Source organism: Methanoregula sp. (assembly GCF_041663825.1).
Classification (GTDB): domain Archaea; phylum Halobacteriota; class Methanomicrobia; order Methanomicrobiales; family Methanospirillaceae; genus Methanoregula.
This window is the reverse complement of sequence record NZ_JBAYLY010000022.1, coordinates 29,507-51,078: the sequence shown is the minus strand read 5'-3', so window position 1 is coordinate 51,078 and position 21,572 is coordinate 29,507. Positions and strand designations below refer to the sequence as shown.

Annotated in this window: 18 protein-coding genes and 1 pseudogene; 9 read left to right on the top strand and 10 right to left on the bottom strand. The window is 57.0% G+C overall.

Annotated elements, in window-relative coordinates:
• A pseudogene (locus WCX19_RS10295) lies at window positions 1-325 on the top strand (hypothetical protein); the annotation flags it as partial.
• 398 nt (window positions 326-723) lie between these two features.
• On the opposite strand, the gene WCX19_RS10290 reads toward WCX19_RS10295, so the two are convergent.
• From WCX19_RS10290 to larC, 4 genes are all read right to left on the bottom strand, one after another.
• Window positions 724-1,809: a radical SAM protein gene (locus WCX19_RS10290; protein ID WP_373007794.1), complete on the bottom strand. Its 1,086-nt coding sequence runs from the start codon at window positions 1,807-1,809 to the stop codon at window positions 724-726.
• 176 nt (window positions 1,810-1,985) lie between these two features.
• A complete protein-coding gene (locus WCX19_RS10285; protein WP_373007792.1) occupies window positions 1,986-4,451 on the bottom strand; it encodes a PAS domain S-box protein in 2,466 nt (821 codons plus the stop codon).
• Between the two features lie 100 nt (window positions 4,452-4,551).
• Window positions 4,552-5,229: a DNA repair and recombination protein RadB gene (gene radB / locus WCX19_RS10280; protein ID WP_373007790.1), complete on the bottom strand. Its 678-nt coding sequence runs from the start codon at window positions 5,227-5,229 to the stop codon at window positions 4,552-4,554.
• Window positions 5,226-6,437, bottom strand: coding sequence for a nickel pincer cofactor biosynthesis protein LarC (gene larC, locus WCX19_RS10275; RefSeq protein ID WP_373007788.1), 1,212 nt, complete (start codon window positions 6,435-6,437; stop codon window positions 5,226-5,228). The genes radB and larC overlap by 4 nt, the downstream gene beginning before the upstream one ends.
• Before the next feature lie 42 nt (window positions 6,438-6,479).
• On the opposite strand from larC, the gene WCX19_RS10270 reads away from it, so the two are divergent.
• The 7 genes from WCX19_RS10270 (at window position 6,480) to WCX19_RS10240 (ending at window position 12,138) form a co-directional block, all read left to right on the top strand.
• Window positions 6,480-9,113 carry a CDC48 family AAA ATPase gene (locus tag WCX19_RS10270; protein ID WP_373007786.1) on the top strand — a complete coding sequence of 878 codons (2,634 nt, stop codon included), beginning with the start codon at window positions 6,480-6,482 and terminating at the stop codon, window positions 9,111-9,113.
• A 905-nt stretch (window positions 9,114-10,018) separates the two neighbouring features.
• Window positions 10,019-10,528: a hypothetical protein gene (locus WCX19_RS10265; protein ID WP_373007784.1), complete on the top strand. Its 510-nt coding sequence runs from the start codon at window positions 10,019-10,021 to the stop codon at window positions 10,526-10,528.
• A gap of 57 nt (window positions 10,529-10,585) precedes the next feature.
• Entirely contained in the window at window positions 10,586-10,990 is a 405-nt protein-coding gene (locus tag WCX19_RS10260; RefSeq protein WP_373007782.1) for a hypothetical protein, read from the top strand.
• A complete protein-coding gene (locus WCX19_RS10255) occupies window positions 10,991-11,308 on the top strand; it encodes a hypothetical protein (RefSeq protein WP_373007780.1) in 318 nt (105 codons plus the stop codon).
• On the top strand, window positions 11,305-11,526 hold the full coding sequence (locus WCX19_RS10250) for a hypothetical protein (protein ID WP_373007778.1): 222 nt from the start codon (window positions 11,305-11,307) through the stop codon (window positions 11,524-11,526). Before WCX19_RS10255 ends, WCX19_RS10250 begins: the two co-directional genes overlap by 4 nt.
• Before the next feature lie 2 nt (window positions 11,527-11,528).
• Window positions 11,529-11,885, top strand: coding sequence for a FeoB-associated Cys-rich membrane protein (locus tag WCX19_RS10245; protein ID WP_373007776.1), 357 nt, complete (start codon window positions 11,529-11,531; stop codon window positions 11,883-11,885).
• Window positions 11,836-12,138 carry a hypothetical protein gene (locus WCX19_RS10240; RefSeq protein WP_373007774.1) on the top strand — a complete coding sequence of 101 codons (303 nt, stop codon included), beginning with the start codon at window positions 11,836-11,838 and terminating at the stop codon, window positions 12,136-12,138. The genes WCX19_RS10245 and WCX19_RS10240 overlap by 50 nt, the downstream gene beginning before the upstream one ends.
• A 60-nt stretch (window positions 12,139-12,198) precedes the next feature.
• Here WCX19_RS10240 and WCX19_RS10235 read toward each other — a convergent pair whose 3' ends face one another.
• The 6 genes from WCX19_RS10235 to WCX19_RS10210 form a co-directional block, all read right to left on the bottom strand.
• Entirely contained in the window at window positions 12,199-14,517 is a 2,319-nt protein-coding gene (locus WCX19_RS10235; RefSeq protein WP_373007772.1) for a PAS domain S-box protein, read from the bottom strand.
• Window positions 14,514-14,906 carry a response regulator gene (locus WCX19_RS10230; RefSeq protein ID WP_373007770.1) on the bottom strand — a complete coding sequence of 131 codons (393 nt, stop codon included), beginning with the start codon at window positions 14,904-14,906 and terminating at the stop codon, window positions 14,514-14,516. Before WCX19_RS10230 ends, WCX19_RS10235 begins: the two co-directional genes overlap by 4 nt.
• The gene (locus WCX19_RS10225; RefSeq protein ID WP_373007768.1) at window positions 14,903-16,819 is read right to left on the bottom strand and encodes a sensor histidine kinase; all 1,917 of its coding nucleotides are present in this window, start codon (window positions 16,817-16,819) and stop codon (window positions 14,903-14,905) included. The genes WCX19_RS10230 and WCX19_RS10225 overlap by 4 nt, the downstream gene beginning before the upstream one ends.
• Before the next feature lie 212 nt (window positions 16,820-17,031).
• Window positions 17,032-17,364, bottom strand: coding sequence for a 4a-hydroxytetrahydrobiopterin dehydratase (locus WCX19_RS10220; RefSeq protein ID WP_373007766.1), 333 nt, complete (start codon window positions 17,362-17,364; stop codon window positions 17,032-17,034).
• A gap of 65 nt (window positions 17,365-17,429) precedes the next feature.
• Window positions 17,430-19,004: a sodium:solute symporter gene (locus tag WCX19_RS10215; RefSeq protein WP_373007764.1), complete on the bottom strand. Its 1,575-nt coding sequence runs from the start codon at window positions 19,002-19,004 to the stop codon at window positions 17,430-17,432.
• On the bottom strand, window positions 18,994-19,122 hold the full coding sequence (locus tag WCX19_RS10210; RefSeq protein ID WP_373007762.1) for a symporter small accessory protein: 129 nt from the start codon (window positions 19,120-19,122) through the stop codon (window positions 18,994-18,996). The genes WCX19_RS10215 and WCX19_RS10210 overlap by 11 nt, the downstream gene beginning before the upstream one ends.
• 307 nt (window positions 19,123-19,429) lie before the next feature.
• On the opposite strand from WCX19_RS10210, the gene WCX19_RS10205 reads away from it, so the two are divergent.
• Window positions 19,430-21,550, top strand: a complete 2,121-nt coding sequence (locus WCX19_RS10205) for a DEAD/DEAH box helicase (protein ID WP_373007760.1) — start codon at window positions 19,430-19,432, stop codon at window positions 21,548-21,550.
• Window positions 21,551-21,572: the final 22 nt, after the last annotated feature.

Below are 21,572 nucleotides of genomic sequence, written 5' to 3'. Positions count from 1 at the left end.
GAGCTATGTCGCAAAGGTCGTCTACCAGGACAGCGACGCAAAAGTCGTGGGGAACGACTCCGGCAAGTACAACACGGTCGCCGGCTTTAATGCCGGGGCCGCAGCCATCCTCGCCGACACCGCGCTCACGGCCGCCCACGGGGGCACGCCCGCCCGGGACTCCGACACCGAGACGTACTCGGCGACCCTCAAGTGCCATGACCCGAACGGCGAGATCTATATGATCACGTTCGGTCGGGACCAGATCAGCCTCACCTCGTACGAGGACGACGCGATCAAAACAAAGGTCGAGACCTGGGCCGACACGGTCGCAGCGCTTGCCTAGAGGTGACAACGATGGACAACGAACTCATCATTGTCGGGGCATTCCTCGGCACTGGCCTCCTCGCCTACGTCATCATCCCCGGCCTCATGGTCATCTGGGACCGGGTGCTCGACCACATGGAGTGGTAAAAAATAAACCAGCAGGGGCACGGCCCTGCCCCTGCCCTTTCATTCATGTTTTTCACATTCCCGGAACGGGTGAGGGCCTTCTCCCCTCATCTGTATTTTTTAGAGAAAACAAAAGGGGTTTTGGGGAATATCCTGTTTTTAACGCGCGGCTCTGTCAACGGATATACGTTCGCACCCCGGGAAACCCCGGCTTTTTTTGATTTTTTTTTGAAAAGTCCGGTACCGGCAATCAACTTTTTCCGGAATGTCCGGTAACCCCTCCAAACTTTTTCATGAAAACCCTGCAAGGGTTGCCTGCCGGGCCGTACCGGAAAATGCCAGGTAGGGCAGCGCCCGTTTCAGGCAGGCACCGGAGACACCGAGATCCCGGGGCGTCCGGATCGTACGGCTTTCCCGGGCCTCTAATATGGCGCGGGCAGTGACCGTCCCGATGCCGGGGACATGGAGGAGATCGGCAAACGATGCAACATTCGGATCGACCGGTTCCCGGTCACGGGCAAGGAGCGCTTTCGGGTCGTCGTTTTTGAGCGTGCCGCAATCTTCGAGAAGGGGCATGAGTTCCGCCCGGCTAAACCCGTACTCCCGGATGAGATAGTCCATCTGGTACCAGCGGCGCGAGCGCCAGGCCGGCGTGTTATCGCGGGACTCAAGCCGGGTTTTACGGAGCGCCTGAAAGGCCGAGTAATAGATCCGCGAGGGGAGCATCCGTTCGTAGAGCGAAGTGACGCAGTCGAAGATCTCCCGGTCGGACTCTCCTGCGGCACCGATCACGAGCTGCGTGGTGTGACGTCCGGGCGCCGCCTCTGCGATCCAGCCGAGCCGTTTCATGATATCGCCGGCATAGTCCTTGATCCCCGAGAGCGCACGGAGCCGGCTCTCCCCGGTCGTCTCGACATTGAGACTGATCCGGTCCGCGAACCGTGCAGCCTCGCAGATATCCTCCCGCCGGGCCCCGGGCAGGATCTTCAGGTGCAGGTATCCCGCATACCCTTCGTTTCTGAGAATCCGGGCGGACTCGATGAGTTCGCCCATCACGTCATCAGTGTCATACGGGATCCCGGAGGAAAGAAAGAGGCCCCCGGCAAGATTTTTCCGGTACAGCCCAAGGAATGTCTCTGCCAGTTCGCGGGGGGAAAACGCGAGCCCCGACCGGTCGGCCCGGACAGGACAGTAGGCGCAGTCGTACGAACAGGACCCGTGCAGGAGCACCTTGAGCATCCGGTTGCAGCCACCTGCGTTCTGGTTATACGTGATGCAGGCCCCTGATGAGAGCATCTGCATGCACTCCCCCGGCATACAGATATCATACTGGCTGCCGGAGGTCAGTTTTGCCAGTTTTTCCCCGCACCCGGGCATGTACTCCCGTTTGAGAGACACGGGATTTAAGGGGTCGGGATGCGGGGAGTGAAAGTAACTCCCGATCTACCGAAAGGGAATATGCCGGATCCGACACCCTGCGGAATGCTTTTATCCGTAGGAACGCAGATCCGTTGAAAACCGATCATGATGACGGGGACTCTCCGATCTTTTTGTCATTCCTTGTTCTTCGCAGGGATCACCCGGTCGATCCCGCGGAACCCGGCAAACGTCCCGTCACTCGTATAGTAGGGTGTCGCGTGGCTTTCAAGGATGACGAGAGAGCCCGTGCGGTCACGCCACCATGATTCAAAGAGGAACTGTTTACTGTGTGTTCTGGCCGCCTCTTCAAACACCTGTCGGTTCTTTTCGGTGCAGGACGGATCGAAGAATTCGAACGGCGTGTGACCGATCAGGTCTTCCGGGGCATAGCCGAGAATCGTCTCAACCTGAGGACTCACGTAGACAAAGCGTGATCCGGTATCGGTCTGCCAGATGATATCCGGGGTCATCGTGATCAGATCGCGGAACCGGGCCTCGCTCTCCCTGAGCGCCTCTTCGGTCCGTCTGCTTGTGGTAATATCGCGGGCTTCAATAATGAGCAACCGGACGCTGCCTTCGGGATCGAATACCGGTTTAATGGAGAAATCGACGAACAGGGTGGTATTGCCGACTCCCTGCAGTTCGGCTTCGTACCTGACAAATTTACCCGTGGCCGCACTCCCGATGACCTCCCGCAACCGCTGCATACGTGCTGCATTGCCCTGCCACCAGGGTGTCTCCCAGAAGGGGCGATTGAGGACTTCCTCCAGCCGGGCACCCACAAATTCCAGGGCCGTGCGATTGATATCAATGAGAATCCCTTTGGGTGTCATCATACCGGTGAACTGGAAGGTACTGTCAAAGATAGCCCGGAGTTTCTCCCCGCTCTCCCGGAGTGCCTCATCTGTCCGCTTCTGCTCGGTCATATCGATCCCGATCCCCCTCATTCCGGTGATCGTACCGTTGCTGACAACCGGTGTGACGTACATCTTTATCGGGAATATGCTCCCGTCACTGCGTTTGGCGCTGTATTCCAGGGTGGTGGGGAACCGGTCCGGCGGGTTGGACAAGGATCGTGCAACGAGGGCCAGGACCCGGGGCTGATCGGCAGGGCTTATCATCTGTTCTATCGTCAGCCCGCGTTCAAAATCGGCCGGAGTATACCGGTACATCGCGAAACTGCACCGGTTGGCAAAGATCAGATGCCCGGAAAGGTCGCACTCCCAGACCGATTGCGGCAGGAGATCTGCGAGCTCGTGGAATTTTCGTTCGCTCTCCACGAGGCGCACCTCTGCTGCCTTTCTCTCTGTAATATCCTCGACAATGGAGATCGTTGAAGTGACCCGGTTTTCCCGGTCCCGGAGCGGGGTGACCGTGATCGCGACCCAGAGAGCAGTACCGTCTTTTCGCAGGTACCGTTTCTCTTCCCGGACAAGGGAGATATGTCCGGCATGGATATGTTGCATATTCTCCCTGTTACGGGGGATGTCGTCAGGGTGCGTTACATCCTCGAATAATTTTCCCGACAGTTCTTCTGCGGTGTAGCCGAGCATATCGCAGAATCTCCGGTTGACGAGAGTGAACCGGTGCTCCGGATCGATGATGGTCATGCCAAGCGGGCCATCTTCGAAGATCCGCCGGAATTTTTCTTCGCTTTCCCTGAGTGCGTCCTCTGCCTGTTTGCGCCGGGTGATGTCACGCGATACGCCAAAGACCGACCGGACTCCACCCTCTCCATCCGGGATTGGCATCAGGACATGGTCGAACCACCGCGTCTCACCGTTCACCGGGAGCGGCCCCTCGCTGTGGGAGGGAATGCCGGTAGAAAAAACATGTTCCAGCATTTTTTCCTGCCGGTGCGCCATTTCAAGTGGGAACAGGTGTGCCCGGATATCCCCGATGATCTCCCCGGGAATTTTCCCGATGAGCCTTGCGGCATAACTGTTGACGTACTCGACACGGTCATCCCGGCCGATCATAAAGATCAGGTCGCTTGACGTTTCGGCTAAGATGCGGTACCGCTCCTCGCTCTCCCGCAGCAACCCTTCTGCCCGTTTCCTCACGGTAATATCTTCAAGGATGATCGAGACGCCTTTCTGCCCGTTGTCTAGAGCAGTCGGGGCAATCCGGCAGAAGAAGATGATCTCCCGGTTTGCAGGGGCGAACTCGCCGCTCCACTCGGTACCGTCGAGTCCGGCTTTCACCCGCACAAGAAACCTGCCGAAGAGATCGTCAAAGGCGGTCACCACGGGAGAATATTCAATATTTTTCCCGATCAGGTCCTGCACCGGTGTGGCAAGAAAGTGGGCAAAGGCCTCGTTGACAAAAACTATCCTCATGCTGCTAGAAAGCTGCATAATGAGTTCGGAGGAGATCGAGAGTACCGCAGAGACGGGCACGCGGTGCGCGAGGGCATAGATCTTGGCCATACCGAAGTGGCGCATCTCTACCTGACCCGATATGAGCAGCTTGTCGAGATATCTTCCTGCGGTATTCCGGTTAATACGGATCTCGCGGACGATGTCGGTGATGCTCAGGCCCTGTGGATTTTTAGCCAGGACGTCCTTGATCTGTGCGGTAATCTCCCGACTTAAAATCATTAAATAAATAATATTGGCTCAATAAGATATAATGGTTCAGCATCTCCCCTTTGTCAGGGCTCACGTCCCGGGGTTTTCCCCCGGGCCGGAAATGCCGGCATCACTCCTTTGCCCGGATCCCGTCTTGCACGATCTCGAACTCGAAACTGGCGCCCTCGGGCCGGGAACGGTGCTTGACGAGCGTTGCCCGCCGCCACCCGGGCGTGTCGAGACGGTCCAGCCGGATGATCGCCTTTGAGATGTGTTCGAGAGAGGTTCCGCCAAGGCCGGCGAACGTGTTTCTCATGGTGTCCATATAGACCTGGTTGGTGACGAGCACCGCAAGCTCGTATCGTTTCGCGTACCCGAGGAGCTGGAGCATCTGCCGGGTGAGCATCTGCATCGCATCCCTCCCCTTTTCGAGATCGGTGCGGTACAGGGCCGTCGCGGAGTCAAGGACAAGCAGGCCGGGCTTGTGCAGCTTCAAGACCTTGTCCGCCTCGGTGATCATGCTTCCCTGTTGTTCGAAGTCGACCGGCTCAAAGAGGAAGAGCCGGTCGGCAATTGCCTCGGTGTCGCTGCCGGCTACCTGGCGGAACCGCTCGATCGAGAAGCCCTCGGAATCGATGAAGACGGTCGATCCCCCCGCCCGAAGGCAGGAGACGGCAGCGATGATACAGAGCGTGCTCTTCCCGCTCGCCGGGCCGCCGTAGAGCTGGGTGATGGTGCGGAATTCGAGGCCCCCGCCAAGCAATCGGTCGAGGGCCGCATTCCCGCTCGTGAGCCGGTCGGTCTTCATGGGTCACCCGGGCGTGCATCCTGCCGTTTTTCCCGTACCTGGTTCCACGCTGCGGTCTCGATGGCGCGGAGCACGTCTCGCACCGGTAGATCCAGTTCTGCCGCCCAGTCACGTGCGGTATCAAACTCGGCCTTGAGCGTATAGATGCGTCCGTCCATCCACCCGCACTTCACCGGCAGGCATTTTTTATGCCCGGCTATCTCTACATCCACGTCTGCCATCGTACGTTCCGCGATAAACCGGTGGACCACCGGGATGCGCCGAACCCCGAGCGTGCCGAGTTCGCGGGCCATGAGCCGTGCGAGGCCGGTGCTTGTTGCCGGGAGGGCGATGACCGTGACAAGGTATCCCGGCCTGCCTTTTTTCATGATAATGGGGGTTGCACTTGCATCCCGCGCCCCGGCGGAGATGAACCGGGCCAGAGCCTCCCAGATCACTTCCCCGCTTACATCGTCCACGTTTGTCTGGAGGAGGTCGACTGTATCCTGCGGCAGCGCACCGGTCGTCTCCACCACCATTGCCCGGATCACATTTGGGGAATGCGGGGTGTCCCGGCTCCCGGCGCCGTAACCCACCGCCGTGATCGTATACGCCCCGAGTGCTTCGGGAGGAATACTTGAGAATTCTGCGAGCAGGGCGGCACCGGTCGGGGTGCAGAGTTCGCCCTCATCATTCCCCTGCATGGTCGCAAGTCCCGATCCTTTGAGGATCGCTACCGTTGCGGGAGCCGGGACCGGGATCGTGCCGTGCGATCCGGTGACCGTTCCCGACCCCAGCGCAAGTGGCAGCACCACAACGCCATCGATTTCGAGCGTGGCAAGGGCAGTACAGGCACCGATCACGTCCGCGATCGCGTCATCGGCCCCGACTTCGTGGAAATGGGTGTGGGCGCCGTGGACTTCTTCTTCTGCCGCGTTGATCCGCAAAAAGACCCGGCGTGCCATCGCAAGCACTTCTTCCGGCACCTGCGGGGCGGCATGATCCAGCCGCTTGTAAACGTCGTCAAGCGACCGGTGTGCCGGGGTTGCGTGGGTATGCACTTTCGTGGCCCGGATGCCGGCCCGGGTCACGGTCTCAACCGCCGGCTCTGCGACAACGGCTCCCATTGCGGCAACGACACGATCCCTGTCTGAGCCGCAGTCGATCAGGGCTCCTGTGATCATATCGCCTGCTGCGCCGTGGAACGGATTAAAAACAAGGACTCGCATTTACAGTACTTATAAATCCCTGCGTATATGATTTTTAAGGTAATGCCTGAAGTGCAACTGCGGGTGGATTCCGCGTATCCCGGAGACCAGGGTGGAGGGAAAGCCCGACTCGACCCTGAAACCATGCTTCTTTTGAAGATCTCCCCGGGGGATCTCGTGGTGATAGAGGGAAAGCGCCGGACTGTGGCAAAAGTCTGGCGGTCCCTTGTCGAGGACTGGAACCAGCGTAAAATACGGATCGACAATTTTACCCGGGTAAATGCCGGTGTCGCCATCGGGGACTCGGTCAAGATCTCGACGCTCACAGAAGAGATCGAGGCAAAACGGGTCGTGCTCGCGCCTCCCGAAGACCTCCCCAAGAAAATACCGATAGCGAATAACCCGCACGTGATTAACGGCCTCCTGGATTTCCCGGTCGTCAAAAACGACTCGATCCCGATTATGCTCGGCCTGCCGTTTGTCCAGCCGCAGATCGTCGCGTTCAAGGTCGTCGAGATCGAACCCGAAGAGGCGGTCATCATCACGAAGAACACCACGGTCGAGTTCTCGGACAAGCCGGCCGCGGGATTCGAAGGGGTCAAACGCTTCAGTTACGAGGATATCGGGGGCTTAAAGGACGAGCTCCAGCGTCTCCGTGAGACGATCGAGCTGCCTCTCCGGCACCCGGAACTCTTCCAGAAACTGGGGATCGAGCCGCCCAAGGGTGTTTTACTCTACGGTCCGCCGGGGACGGGCAAGACCCTGATCGCAAAGGCCGTCGCAAGCGAGAGCGGTGCGCACTTCATCTCGATTGCCGGTCCCGAGGTCATCTCGAAATACTACGGTGAGAGCGAGCAGCGCCTGCGCGAGGTTTTCGAGGAGGCGCGGGAGAACGCGCCTTCGATCATCTTCATCGACGAACTGGACTCAATTGCGCCCCGGCGGGAGGAAGTGACCGGGGAGGTCGAGCGCCGGGTCGTCGCCCAGCTCCTGACCATGATGGACGGTCTCGAAGAGCGCGGGCAGGTCGTCGTGATCGGCGCCACGAACCGGGTCGATGCGATCGATGCGGCCCTGCGCCGGCCCGGCCGGTTCGACCGGGAGATCGAGATCGGTGTCCCTAGCGAGATTGACCGGATCGAGATCTTAAAGATCCACACCCGGGGCATGCCGCTTGCAGAAGATGTGAGCCTGAATGTGCTCGCCCAGCAGACCCACGGGTTTGTCGGGGCAGACCTTGCAGCGCTCGCCCGCGAGGCGGCGATCCGGGCCCTGCGCCGGTACATGCCGGAACTCGATCTCGAGAAAGAGGAGATTGAACAGGAAACCCTCGACAAGCTCCGCGTGCTCGCAGCCGACTTCAGGAGTGCCCAGCGGGACGTGGGCCCGAGCGCGATGCGCGAAGTGATGCTCGAGGTCTCGCACGTGAAGTGGGAGACGGTCGGCGGGCTTGACGCGGCAAAGACCGAAGTCCGCGAGGCGGTCGAGTACCCCTTAACCCACCATGACCGGTTCGACGAGCTCGGGATCGTACCGCCCCGGGGCGTGCTGCTCTACGGTCCGCCCGGGACAGGTAAGACCCTGATTGCAAAGGCCGTCGCAAGCGAGAGCGGCGCCAATTTCATCCCGGTACGGGGGCCGCAGCTCCTCTCCAAGTGGGTAGGCGAGAGCGAACGGGCGGTGCGCGAGATCTTCAAGAAGGCCCGGCAGGTATCTCCGTCGATCATCTTCTTTGACGAGATCGATGCGCTTGCCCCGGCACGGGGGAGTTCAAGCGATTCGCACGTGATCGACAACGTGCTCAACCAGATCTTAACCGAGATGGACGGCCTTGAGGACCTCAAGGATGTCGTGATCATGGGAGCGACCAACCGGCCGGATATCGTAGACCCGGCGCTCCTGCGGGCCGGGCGTTTCGACCGGCTCGTTTACATCGGAGAGCCGACGTTAGAGGACCGCAGGAAGATCATCGGCATTCACACGCAGTACATGCCGCTCGAAGGCTCGGCGCTTGAAGAGGTCGTCGGCCTGACCGAAGGGTACACCGATGACACGCTCGGGGAACTGGTGGAAAAACTGTGGAGTGACGCAAAAATTACTGCGGGGACGGTCAAAGCGGCGATCGAGCCTGTGAAAGATGTGAGTGCAGGGATTACCAAAGAAGCGAGGCAGCAGATTCTGACCGACCAGATAAACAACAAGAGACTGCCGCTTGAGGACTTGGTATTCGAAGAGATTGTTAACCTGACTGAAGGGTACACCGAGCACACGCTTGGGAAACTGGTAGAAAAATTATGGAATAATGCAAAAATTACTGCGGATACCGTAAAATCTGCCATCGTGCCGATAACGGATGCCCGTACAGGGATCTCGAAAGGGGCACGGCGCCGGAGGCTGGTCGACCTGATGCACGAGAAGAACCTGACGTTCGAGGACCCGGTCCGGGACACGAACCTCACGGATCTTGCCCGGATCACCGAGGGCTTCGTGGGCGCAGATCTCGAAGCGCTCTGCCGGGAGGCCGGGATGTTTGCGCTGCGGGATGGTGCGTCAGTCGTGACGCCACTGCATTTTTCAGAGGCACAAAAGAAGGTGCACCCGACCATGAACGACAACCTGCGGGACTATTACGGCAAGATCCAGCAGCACTTCAAGGGCGGACTGCCTAAAAAGGTTCAGCCGCCGGAATACCAGTAAGTCCAATAATTTTTTTCACTTTTTTTCGATCAGTGCAGCTCGGTTCCCCAGTCTTCCAAAAAATCTTCGATCGTCGAAAATTCCGAAAAAGTGTAGTGTTTCCTTATGGACTCACAAGAGTTAGGTCTGACATCAGTACTGCTCTATTTTCACGTTGAAAGACCAACCACCAAAATTCGTATGAGCCAGATCTGGAAGCGGGAGTACCCTTTTTTGGCAGCCGCCATCCCCCTTTTATGCCAGGAGGGGGTACCCCCACCATTTGTACAAAGGTGGCACCCCCCACTCACGGGCAACAAGAGGGGGGTGGGGTATCATGCTTTTAAAAAATCGGTCGGGGGGTGGGGGTACCTCTCCTTTTTGGGAGCGGGGGGTACCCCCTTAGCAAGAAAAGAGGCCCCTACCCCCCAAGCCATCGGCGGGAAAAATATACCTTCAGACGATAACTCCACGCGAAGCACAGGTTTTGGAAATGCCGGAAAGGGGGGGTAGGGGCCCTCTTATGCCCGGACAGGGAGGTGGGGGTATCGTGCTTTTAAAAAATTGGTCGGGGGTGGGGGTACCTCTCCTTTTTGGGAGCGGGGGGTGCCACCCCGGGCTGGTTGAGGGGGGTACCCCCAATGGATCGTGAATCGATTCGGCAAGTCCTGTTAAAAAATTCTGATGTGTATAAAGGAAAATTTAAAGAAGTACTGGCCAGTGAGTTGACATGTTCGGGTGGCCGGGATGCTTGCCCTGGGGGGATGATCATTCAATGTTTATGGAGGATAATTTAGAGAAATACTGAAGGATAATAGCGGGGATATCAGGAACCCCCGGAAGACCTCCAAAAAAAACGGGACCTAGAATGATTGCGAGACTGGAAATCAGGAAGATATATACCTTTTCATGACGGTTAATCCACTATGCAGGAAGTTCGCTTAACCCTCAAGAAACGGGCATTTCCAAGCCAGGGGCGGGTGCGTCTCAATATCGCACATCTGCCCGAACTGGGAATCCATGAAGGGGAACACGTAGATCTCATCAATGAAGCCACTAAAAAATCCGTTACAACCTCCGTTATTGCGGATACCATGGTACGGGAAGGGCAGGTCCGCGTGAGTGAAGAGGATCTCAAGACGCTTGGTCTCAACGATGACGATGAGGTTCTTGTCAGGAAATCACTTCATCTGCAGGAAAAACTCTCCAAAGCCGCTGCCGAAGCCAACACTTCGATTTCAAAAGGTGTTGGTAAACTTGGCAACGCGGCCAAAAAAACTGCAGACGAGGTAAAGTCCGGGGCAGCTAAAACTGCGGATACGGTGAAAAAAGAGACTAAGAAAGCCTCGGTCAGCATCGGGAAGGCTGCTACAAAGACCGTAAAAAAAGTGAAAAAAACGGTGAAGAAGGCAACAGGCACCGGGGATGATCTGTAACATGGTCTGTTTTTGTGCAGAACCGGACAGGGAAACCCGTGACAGGGTGAAGTAACGATGGCAGCAGAAGCAGTTGTGGTACCGGTAGCTGGTATGATCACCGATACCGTTCTTGTAGGAATCCTCATCGTTCTCGCGATGGTGATAATCTATCTCATCATCCGCGAGATACGGATCATGAAGACGGCCAACCGCACGATCGAACTGGACCTTGAAAAGGACAAGCTCAAACTCCTCCAGCAGCACGAAGCGTCAAAGATGTTCCCGTTCACCCGGTTCTCGCCCGAACAGACCTCCGCGATCCGGCAGGTCGAAGATGAGAACATGGCCCTTGAGACGGATAACTTCGCAAAGGAGAACCTCCTTGAGAAGCGGCTGACCCGTCTTGAAAATATCGTGAAGACAAAAAAACTCGATAACCTCCTCAATAACATCGGGGAACAGGAAAAGAAGGTGAAGTAGATGTACCCGGTAATTAACCAGAATCCGGAGCAGAATGCGACCGGGGATTCGTTCTGGGACCAGTTCTCCCATATCCCCGGGACGATCGGATCGCATGTCCCGACATTTGACAAATCGCTCGATACGTATTTCGACCAGCACTTTGCTGCCATCATCGAGGAATGGGACCTCGTGACCGATGCCGATCTCGACCGGCTTGAACGCCGGCTGGCAAACGTGAGCGATGAGATCACCGGTCTCTACGCAGAAAAAACTGCCATAGAGGCCCGGGCTCAGCGGCTGGACGATCTTATCACCTCCATGGAGAGATCGCTATGATCGGCATGAATTCGTATCTCGATGCCTACGTAGACCGCCGGATGAAATACATCGTTGACGAATGGGACCTCTCGACAAAGGCGGAACTTTCGGAGTTCACGAGCCGGCTCGCTGCACTGGAACAGGAGATCCCCCGGATCAAGGCATTCGACCACGCCGCGGCCGACAAACTGACCGCACTTGAAACCCGTGCGGCAAAACTCAAAGGGAGGATCTGACCATGGATCTCCTGACCTTTATCATTCTCGTCATCATCCTCTGTGTCGTCCTGTTCATCGTGTATTATTTCTTCCGGGGCCAGAAAGGGAATATCTCCCTCTCCCGCCCGGTGGAGAGCCGGGTGGACGAGTACCTTGACCGCCGGTTCCAGAGCATGGTCGATGAGTGGGAGCTCGTCTCCCGCCCGAAACTCCAGGCGTGGAAAGAGCAGCGGACACATGAGATTGAACAGAACGAAGCACGTCTTAGTGACCTGAAGAACTACGAGTCCGGCATGCAGTCCCACTTGACGTCACTGGAGGCACGACTTGACACTCTGGAAAAAGAACTGGCCCGGAAAGGCAGCGCCAAAAAGTAAGGACGCTCCTTTCCTTGGCGAGCTCAAAAAAGAGATCGCGGTGATGCGAAAGCAGGGGGAACCCCCTATAAAGGACCCCCAGAGTTTTGCGCAGTACACCTGCGATCTCTGCAACACGCCCCATCCCGTATCAGAGCTCCGCCAGTGCGTGCTCTGCGGGCGCTGGGCGTGCGAGTCGTGTTGGAAGGACGAGTATTATACCTGCAAGTCCTGCGCCGGCCTCATAAAAATCCACATGCTCAAAGGGGAATGAAAGAACCCACCCCTCGTTTTTTCCCATCGGCCTTAAAATAAACTCGTGCCTGGATTAACATCAGGCAAACCGGTACAGCCCCTTTGGTATTGCAATCTCAAACCGGGCGCCTTTACCCGGCGTACCCGTCTCCGAAATTGTCATGCCGGAGGTGGTGAGAAATTCCCGGACAAAGAACAACCCGAATTTACCTCCGCCCCCCACAATCCGATCAAAAATATGGAGTTTTTGATTTTGGGAAATGCCGATACCGTCATCCTCACCGACTAAAACCATTCCATCCCGGGTTTCCTGGCATTTAAAGGAAATACGGGTGAGTGTCTTACCATGTTGTATGGCATTAACCATAAGGTTGTAAAATACCCGGTCAATCATAGGATCGGCATAGATCTCAAGTCCACGCAAATCAATCTCCAGCGAGACATTATGTTTCTCACTTATGAGCGACAACTGCGCCCGGATTGTTTGTTCCAGGTGGATCCAGCGGGACTTGTCCTCCCCTACCTGCTGGTAGTCCTTCGTATGTTGAATCAGGTCATGGATCGAGGCCAGGATCCCCATCTCCCGTTCGATGAAGATTAAACGGTCGTGTTCGCTCTCTGGTTTTTTGCTCAGCTCGACATATCCCCGGAGTCCGGTGACTTTGTTCTGGATATCCTGGTAGGTTACATCGTTCATAAGGGCGAGTTTGCAGTTCGCCAGCCGGATCTTCTCCTCGGCCTTCTTGCGTTCAGTAATATCCCGTACAATGGCCCACATTCCCGCAGGCAGTCCAGCCTCATCCCGGATCAGGGACCGTCGTAACTCTACCGGAAAGACAGTTCCGTCCTTTTTCCGGTACTCTTTCTCGTAGACATCAGAATACTCACGAGGGATAATTTGCGATTCAATAATGTAGTCTTCAAAGGCATGCCATTTTTCCGGTGTCAGGTCCCGGTACGTCAACCTGACCAGTTCCTCATCGGAATACCCAACCATCTCCCTGAATGATTGATTGAACTCCTGGATCTGTCCCGCCATATTGACTTGGATGAACGCGTCCATCATGCTCTCGTATAGTTTCCGGTACCGGGCTTCGGACTGGAGCAGTTTTTCCTCGGCTCTCTTGCGCGCCGTAATGTCAAGCACCGTCCCTACGATGGAGACGAGATTGCCCCGCTCATCATACCGGCCCTCGAAGGTTGAATGGTAATATCCGATGCTCTTATCCGGGCGAAAGAACCGTTGTTCATACATACCAGGCTCGCGGGACTCTGTCGCTCTCCGGATCAGTTCCCTGTCGCGCTGCTGCTCATCAGGCCATGGTGATAATGCAAGGATCGACTCGATATGCGGAATGAACTCTTTGGGATCGAGGCCAAAAATCCTGAATACTTCGTCAGACCATTCGACATAACCTGTTTTTACATCCCATAACCAGAAGCCCAGGTGTGCCATCTCCTGAGCTTCCTGCAATCGTTTCGTGCTCTCCTTAAGTGCGTTCTCTGCATTTTTGCGGTCGGTGATGTCTTCGGAAATCCCCAGCAGATACCGGGGATTCCCGGATTCATCGAGGATTGGAATTTTTTTAGTATGGAGTATTCGTTCTCCCCGATATCGGGTCTTTATCGTCTCCTGAGGAATATCCGTAAACTGTCCCGCACCAAGGGCTTCCCGGTCCTTTCCCGTGAAAAGATCTGCCTCGGGTTTTGGGAAAAGATCATAGTCCGTTTTTCCCAGCAGATCTATTCGTGAATATTCAAGCAGGTCTTCACCCGCCTTATTGATCCGCACAAACCGAAGATCCCTGGCATCTTTCACGAAGATCATGTCCGGGATGCGTTCAACGATATTATCGAGGAAGTTCTCACTCGCCCGCAGACCCACCTCGGCCCGCCTGCGCTCGGAAATTTCAGTTTCCAGCTGCATCACTTTCTTTTCCAGTTTCCGGAACAATACCTCATTGTACTGCCGCAGAACCTCCATCTCATCTCCAAGGGGTTTTTGTGGGGTCGTTGATGTTTTCTGCCGGGATTCTTCCAGGACCTGGCGAACGATCTGGCCGAGGATTTCAGGCTTTTGCGGCTTGATAATGAACCGCTCGGCCCCGAGACTTTGTGCAAACTTCTCATCCTTAGCGTCAATATAAGTGGCTGTATAGAACACGAACGGGATATACTGCAACCGCTCATCAGCCTTCCATTTCCGGCAGAGCTCGAAACCGTCCATGACCGGCATCAGGATATCGGCAATAATCAGGTCCGGCGGATTTTTTATCGCTATATCCAGCGCCTCAGCGCCATTCCTGGTGGTAATCACGTCGAATTTGTACCCTTTGAGGATCGACTCCAGCAGGTACAGGTTCTGCGGGTTGTCGTCAGCGATAAGAATTCTGGTCATCTGCTGGTTTCTCCGGGTGTGACTGGGACGAGGTAGGGTTCGACCTGTTCTGTGAAGGTTTTCGGATTGATGGGTTTTTCGATATAGCCGGTGCATCCTGCTGCGATCGCCTTCTCCCGGTCACCGGCCATTGCATAGGACGTAAGGGCAACGATGGGGATGGAGGCAAGTCCCGGATGCGTGCGCAGTTCGCTGGCAGTCGCGTACCCGTCCATAACAGGCAGCTGGATATCGAGCAGGATGAGGTGCGGGGGGGCCGTCCTGGCGAGATCGATACCTTCCCTGCCGTCACGCGCTCTGACGACTTCGTAACCTTTCGCGCTCAAAATAAAGTTGACCAGGTAGAAGTTCAGGTCGTTGTCCTCGATGTAAAGAATTTTTGGTGTCACGATTTCCTCCTTTCACGGGGCAGGGAAACACTAAAGATGCTGCCCTTGCCCGGCTCACTTTCCACGCCAATGGTACCACCCATCAGGTTCACCAGCTTCCAGCAGATGGAGAGCCCAAGGCCCGTGCCTTCGTACTGCCGGGTCAGGCCGGTCTCCACCTGGCTGAATGGTTTGAAAAGCTTGTCCAGATCCGCTTTCTGAATCCCGATGCCGGTATCCTTGACGCGAACCATAACGTTCTCTCCCTCGTTTCTGCATTCGATCCTGACATGCCCCTGCTCGGTGAACTTGATGGCGTTACTCATAAGGTTCAGGAAGATCTGTTCGACGCGCCGGGAGTCACCCCGGATCACTCCCGCATCCGGGGCAATTGCAAGTTCGATCGCGAGATTCTTCTTCTCCGAAAGTGGCCTCACCGTACGGGCAACTTTTTCGAGCACGACCCGCAGGTCAACAGGCTCGTTTGCAAGGGTAAGTTGTCCGGCTTCGATCTTCGAGATGTCCAGTACATCGTTGATCAGTGCAAGCAGGTGTTCTGAACTGTCGGACACCATGCCCAGCTGTTTTTTCTGCTCCTCGTTTAAGGGGCCTGCCAGTTCCTGGAGAAGAATCCCTGAGAACCCGATGATGGAGTTGAGCGGGGTGCGCAATTCGTGCGACATGGTGGCGAGGAATGCCGATTTGAGGCGGTCGGCCGATTCGGCAGCATCTTTTGCCGCGGCCAGTTCCCGGGTGCGCTCGGCAACAATCTCTTCAAGGTGGTCGCGGTACGCCTCCAGCTCGGCAAGTGCCTGTTTTCGTTCCTCTTCTTCGTTGCGGATCTTTACAACCATCGCTTTGAAAGACCGGGCAAGACTCCCGATCTCGCCGGCCCCACCGGTCTCTATTGTCTGGTCCAGGTCACCGGTCTCGGCAATTTTCCTGCTCACCTCAGTCAGGCGGGTCAGCGGCCGGATAACCGTGTAGTTGAGGCCGACAAGGGTGATCACGCTGAGCAGGACCAGGGCGAGCAGGACGAACAGGAGGATCCGCAGGATGGATTCGTTGATCTTCTGCTCGATGGTGGAAAACGGAATAAAAGTACCGATCTTCCAGCCCAGTTCCGGCGAGGTATAATACATCAGGTAACTCCCGTTGACAATGAGCACCCCCTCCTTTGAAGAGAGGAACACCGGGGTCTTGTCCCCGAGGAGATCGTTGACATTGCCAAACAGCCGGGAAGAATCGCGGGTGGCCAGGATCGTGCCCTGCCGGTCTACAAGGATCATTTCCCCGCCGTCCACGCTGCCGACCGTGGTAATGTAACTGGTCAGGTTGACCAGCGTGATGTCGGCGCCCACGACCCCGATCATTGTCCCGTTCCGGTCAAGGAGCGGGGTGACGATCCCGATGTTCACATCGTCCGTGGTGACCGCCTTGTAGGGGTCGGTCACGGTCACCTGGCCCGGGTGTTCCTTTGCAAGAATATACCAGGGCCGTTCGCGGGGGTCATACGCGGTAGGACGCGTCCGGGGATACGACCTGACGAACGCCCCGTTCTCCCGACCCATATACACTGAACTGACATACGGGTGGGAGGTCTGGTAATCTTTCAGGATATCGATGATCCCCTGTTCCTGATCGCCGACGGAATAGTGGAACGTATCTCCTGAGGCATTCAGGAAATTCGTAAAATGGGTATCATTTTGCGTCTGGACATCGTCATTGAGCGACAGGGCAAGGACGTCGTATTTCGCTTCCCGGATGAAATTGGAGAGGGCAAAATCCATGTGCCTGAGCTGGTTGATGGAATCTCCGGAAATGGTATCGAGGTTCTGCTTGTGCAGGGTCGAGGGAAGTACTCCGCCAATGAGGCCCAGTACGAGTACGGCAATGCACAGGTAGAGGAGCAGAACTTTTGACTGGAGTTTCATCAGTAAGGGGAATGCGTATGGGCTTATAATAATGTTTTCTATATATCCTCGTGATATACAGGGGCGCCGGCCCTTTTATCAGCCTCCGGTATCAAACCGTTCAGGTATGGCAGGTCTGATAATGGCTCTCGCAGAAGATCTGTCCTGATAAAAGATACCGGAAATGGCCCGTCAGTACGGGCTTGTGTCCGAATAAAAAAAAGTGTTCGGCCTTATTCGTTATACCGGCGCTCGTTGATCTTAGCGGCCATGATAAAATCGTTCAACGTCAGCCCGCCGGCCGGGTACGTGTAATACCCCACGTCCACGAACCTGCCCTCCCGCATGGCGAGATCCGGGATGTGCCCCTCTTCAACCGACATCGTCAGCACATCGTTTAAGAATTCGATGGACTTCTCGCTGTCCTCGAACGTGAACGTGCGCTTCAAGTGGCCGTTCTCAAGCGACCATCCGGGCACCTCTTTTAAAATTTCGACCGTATCCTTCCGGGTAATCGGCGGCGAGCCGGGCTTATAGGTTGAACATTTCTTCTGCGCGAGTTCCATGGTTATCTAGTCCACCGTATAACCAAAAAAGGTTTTTCCAATAAAAAAAGTTCAGGATTTGTTTTTTACCCGGCCGGAGCCGGTGCTTCCGGGGCATTCGTACCCCCATAGTGTTTCTGGAGAACCAGCATCACCACAAGCGAGACCGGCAGTGCGATGACCAGCGGATCGATCACCGACCACGGGAGGGAGAGGAGCGACGGCTTGCCGAATATTGCCTGGCAGAGCCCGAGCGGCTTTGCCTCGGCCGTGTGGACAAATGCCGTCCACAAAAACCAGACAACCGCACCGGAGACCATGCTCGCGATCGCGGCCTTTGTGGACGGCTGTTTCACGTACACCCCGATCGCAAACGCGGGAAGGAACGCGGCGGCGCAGAGGCCCATGAACATCGCGGTCGCCCGGGCGATGATCGAGATGGGGAGCGCGAACGCGAGGAGCGTCGAGACCACCATCATAAGGAGGATCCCGTACTGGTTGTTTTTGAGCGAGAGGGCGCACTCCTTGCCCCGGCCCCAGAGATCGCAGGCAAGCGCTGTTCCCATCGCGTGATAGAGCGAGGAGAGCGTCGACATCGCGGCGGCAAGCAGCGTGAGCATAAAGATGGCGATAAAGACATCCGGCATGGCATCGTTGATGAAGATCGGCATGATCGAGTCAACGTTCCCGCCGGCCGCAACGATGGCGATCTGGCCCGTGTGCTGGTAGAAATAGACGTTTGTGAGCGCCCCCACGGTGAACGCGACGCCGGTCATCATCAGGATGAAGATCCCGCCAATCAGCACCGCCCGGTTGAGCGACCGGTTGTCCTTTGCGGTCATGAACCGGACCACCAGCTGCGGCTGGGCGAGCACCCCGATCCCGACACCGAGCACGATCGTTGTCACCAGCGTAAACCAGATGGGAGAACCAAGCGCCGGCATCGATGTCCAGCCGGTCATCCCCTGGTCTGCGAGTGCCTTCGGGACAAGGCCCGCCATGTTCGTGAGCGCGGTGTTTCCTGCCGTCACTCCCCCGACAACGATGTACGTCAGGACTAAAAGGATCGTCATCCCGATGAACATGATCGTTCCCTGGAATGCATCGGTGTACATGACCGCGATGAGCCCGCCGAAGATCACGTAGACCGCGGTGATGACGGCAAAGATCAGAAGCGAACTGGTGTAGCTGATCCCGAGCGTCGGCTCGATGAACCGGGCCCCGCCGATCAGGATCGCCGCCGTGTAGAGTGGCATGGAGATGACGATGATGATCCCGCTGATGTACTGGAGGAGCGGGGAGCGGTACAGCTTGCACATCAGGTCCGGGAACGTGACGGCCGAAAGGCGCTGCCCGATCTCCCGGGTCTTTTTCCCGAAGACAACGAATGCGATCAGGATACCAACACCGATGTTCAAGACCGTCAGCCAGATCAGGCCCATCCCGAGGTTTGCCGCCTGGCCCCCGAAACCGATGATGGCTGAAGTGGAGATAAATGTCGCGCCGTACGAGAGTGCGATGATCGCCGGGTGGCTGCACCGGCCGGCGACAAGGTAATCATCGGAGGTCTTTGTTTGTTTGTAACCGATATACCCGATCACGAGGGTAGCTGCAAGGTAGACGATGACAAGAGCTGCCATCGTGAACGTGTCAACTGCCATCGTTGTCGCTCCCTTTATTCCAGTTCAGTAAGCCGTACACGATACACGCCAGCGTAAAGCCGATGGCAAGTCCATAGCCAGTCAATATCTGCGGATCAGAAATTCCAAGCACGAGCATAGAATAAACCCCGGGTAACCTCTACGCCACGACCAGTACAAACGGGGAACCTTATGCGGATCCCCTAACTAAAACCGAAGAAAAAGAAAAACCGGGCTGCGCCAGAAGAACCAAAACAGACCCGTTGCACCTGCATAGTGTTACCAACCGGTTTTATGAATACAATGGTATATAACAATTTTGATACTTCGGGCCCTGTGCCGGAACCGGCCCCGGACTCCCCCAAAAGACCATAATACCCCCGGACAATGGAAGTACTACGAACAGGCCATCGGTATTTCCCACACTGCACGAGTCGCTTAGGGCTGTGCTTGCTGAACGGCTGGGCTGGAGCGAGCTGCGCGAGGTGCAGGAACAGGCGTACACGGCAGTACGCGGGGGAAACGACGTGCTCGTCATCGCCCCGACAGCCGGGGGAAAATCCGAGGCTGCCCTGATCCCGGTGCTCGACGATATCCTGAAGTCCGGGACAAAAGGAGTCGCCTGCCTCTACCTCTCGCCGTTAAAGGCGCTCATCAACGATCAGGAGGAACGCATTGCCGCGTTCTGCCGGCCGACCGGTCTTTCCGTTGCAAAGTGGCATGGCGATGTCCCGAAAGGCGACCGCGGGTGGAAGGCTGGCGAGGCCCCGCAGTTTTTGCTGATCACTCCCGAGTCGCTCGAAGTCCTCCTGCATGAAAAGGGGCATGGCGCCGATCTTGCGAATCTTAAGTATGTCATCGTGGATGAACTCCACGCATTCGTGGAGTCGGAGCGGGGTGTCCATGTCAAGATCCTTCTCGACCGTCTCGACCGGATCGCAAGAGGCCCGGTGCAGCGGATCGGGCTCTCGGCCACGGTCGGGAACCCGGACGAGATCCTTACGTGGCTCTCGTCCGGCCGCCACCCCCGCCGGCTCGTTGCCGTCCCTGCCCCGGCAACAGCAAAAAAATTCCGGTTTGTGATCGAGCCGGACCCGGCCCGGAGGATTGATGCGCTCACCAGATTTGTTGCCGGGAAAAAAGCGCTTGTCTTTGTCAACAGCCGGAGCGCGGCAGAAACGATCGTGCAGGAGGCGTCCGGCCGGATAAAGAACCTCCACATCCACCACTCGTCAGTCCCGCCCGCCACGAAAAAGGCGGCCGAGGAGGCGTTCCACAGCGGGGAAGGGGCCTGTATCATCTGCACGAGCACGCTCGAACTCGGGATCGATATCGGGGACCTGGATATCGTGGTGCAGGTCGGCCCGCCGGACTCGGTCTCATCGTTCTTACAGCGGATGGGCCGGAGCGGCCGGCGGGAACAGGCCGCGTCTGTCGCGTGGCTCCTTTCTGACCCCGGGGAACTCCTCACGAGCTGTGCCCTGATCGAATGCGCCCGGGAAAAGAAGGTCGAGCCCCTCCTGCCGCTGGTCAAACCGTATAACGTGCTCGTCCAGCAGATCTTCCTCTATGTCCACTCGGTATCCCGGGTCGGTCGGGGCACGATCGTTCGCGACCTCCTTGCGTTCTCCGCATTTGCGCACCTCTCCGCGAGTGACGTGGATCGCATCCTCGATCACTTGGTCGCGACCGGCTATCTTACCGCTGACGGCGAGATGCTGATGCCGGGAACGGAAGCAGAGCGGGTGTTCGGCCGGTCGAATTACAAGGCACTCTACTCGGTAATCAGCGGGGGAAACGAGTACCGGGCAGTGACGCCGGATGGCGAAGTGGTTGGCACTCTTGACGCCCGGTTTGCTAACCGTCCGGACCCGGGGGAATTTGCGCTCGGGGGGGCAACCTGGTCGGTGGTCAAATGCGACGAGAGCCACAATCTAGTCGTCGTGGTGCCGGGCGGGAACGGGAATGGCACGTCCCGGGTCTTCTGGACAGCCGGAGAGGAGGCCGCGCTCTCACTGGTGATCTGCGGTGCGGTACAGAGGATCGTTGCCCGGGGCGGGACCGATCTTCCGCTGGGGGAAAAAGAGACGGAGGCCCTTTCTGCAGCGCTCAGTACCCTTCCAGCCGGGATCTCTGGGCAGGGCATCTTTGTCCGGGAGGAGCGGGGCATGTACGGGAAAGAAGTGGTCGTGTACTCGTTTTACGGCAGCCGGTTCAATCGGGTGCTGGCGTATCTCATAAAAGGCCTGCCCGGCCGGGTCCGGGTCAGGTACGACGATTACCGGGTCCGGGTTACGGGGGCCGGAAAGACCGGTGCCGGTGCGAAGGTGGCAGGCGCGATCCGGGAGATCCCGGCTCTTTCCTCAGAAAAGATAGCTGCGCTTCTCCCGCTGCCGTCCCCGGAGTCGTGGAAGTTTGCCGCGGCACTCCCGGCCCGGGATTTTCAAGAGATGGTGCTTGCGGATTATTACCATATCGGGGCGTTTACCCGGACTCTTGCGCAGGTGCCGGTCATCCTCATGCCGGATGCAGGGCCGGACTCGGGAAAGAGAGAAGCCGGGGAGTGAGTGCTCCGGTACGGGCAAGTGC

Bases quoted from the DNA above. Each gene is read 5' to 3' on its own strand.
- radB (WP_373007790.1), bottom strand. From the start codon at position 5,229: ATGAAGACCGACCGGCTCACGAGCGGGAATGCGGCCCTCGACCGATTG.
- WCX19_RS10245 (WP_373007776.1), top strand. From the start codon at position 11,529: ATGGATCTCCTGACCTTTATCATTCTCGTCATCATCCTCTGTGTCGTC.
- WCX19_RS10270 (WP_373007786.1), top strand. From the start codon at position 6,480: ATGCCTGAAGTGCAACTGCGGGTGGATTCCGCGTATCCCGGAGACCAG.
- WCX19_RS10215 (WP_373007764.1), bottom strand. From the start codon at position 19,004: ATGGCAGTTGACACGTTCACGATGGCAGCTCTTGTCATCGTCTACCTT.
- WCX19_RS10290 (WP_373007794.1), bottom strand. From the start codon at position 1,809: ATGCCCGGGTGCGGGGAAAAACTGGCAAAACTGACCTCCGGCAGCCAG.
- WCX19_RS10235 (WP_373007772.1), bottom strand. From the start codon at position 14,517: ATGACCAGAATTCTTATCGCTGACGACAACCCGCAGAACCTGTACCTG.
- WCX19_RS10210 (WP_373007762.1), bottom strand. From the start codon at position 19,122: ATGCTCGTGCTTGGAATTTCTGATCCGCAGATATTGACTGGCTATGGA.
- WCX19_RS10220 (WP_373007766.1), bottom strand. From the start codon at position 17,364: ATGGAACTCGCGCAGAAGAAATGTTCAACCTATAAGCCCGGCTCGCCG.
- WCX19_RS10260 (WP_373007782.1), top strand. From the start codon at position 10,586: ATGGCAGCAGAAGCAGTTGTGGTACCGGTAGCTGGTATGATCACCGAT.
- WCX19_RS10255 (WP_373007780.1), top strand. From the start codon at position 10,991: ATGTACCCGGTAATTAACCAGAATCCGGAGCAGAATGCGACCGGGGAT.
- WCX19_RS10225 (WP_373007768.1), bottom strand. From the start codon at position 16,819: ATGAAACTCCAGTCAAAAGTTCTGCTCCTCTACCTGTGCATTGCCGTA.
- WCX19_RS10250 (WP_373007778.1), top strand. From the start codon at position 11,305: ATGATCGGCATGAATTCGTATCTCGATGCCTACGTAGACCGCCGGATG.
- WCX19_RS10285 (WP_373007792.1), bottom strand. From the start codon at position 4,451: ATGATTTTAAGTCGGGAGATTACCGCACAGATCAAGGACGTCCTGGCT.
- WCX19_RS10265 (WP_373007784.1), top strand. From the start codon at position 10,019: ATGCAGGAAGTTCGCTTAACCCTCAAGAAACGGGCATTTCCAAGCCAG.
- larC (WP_373007788.1), bottom strand. From the start codon at position 6,437: ATGCGAGTCCTTGTTTTTAATCCGTTCCACGGCGCAGCAGGCGATATG.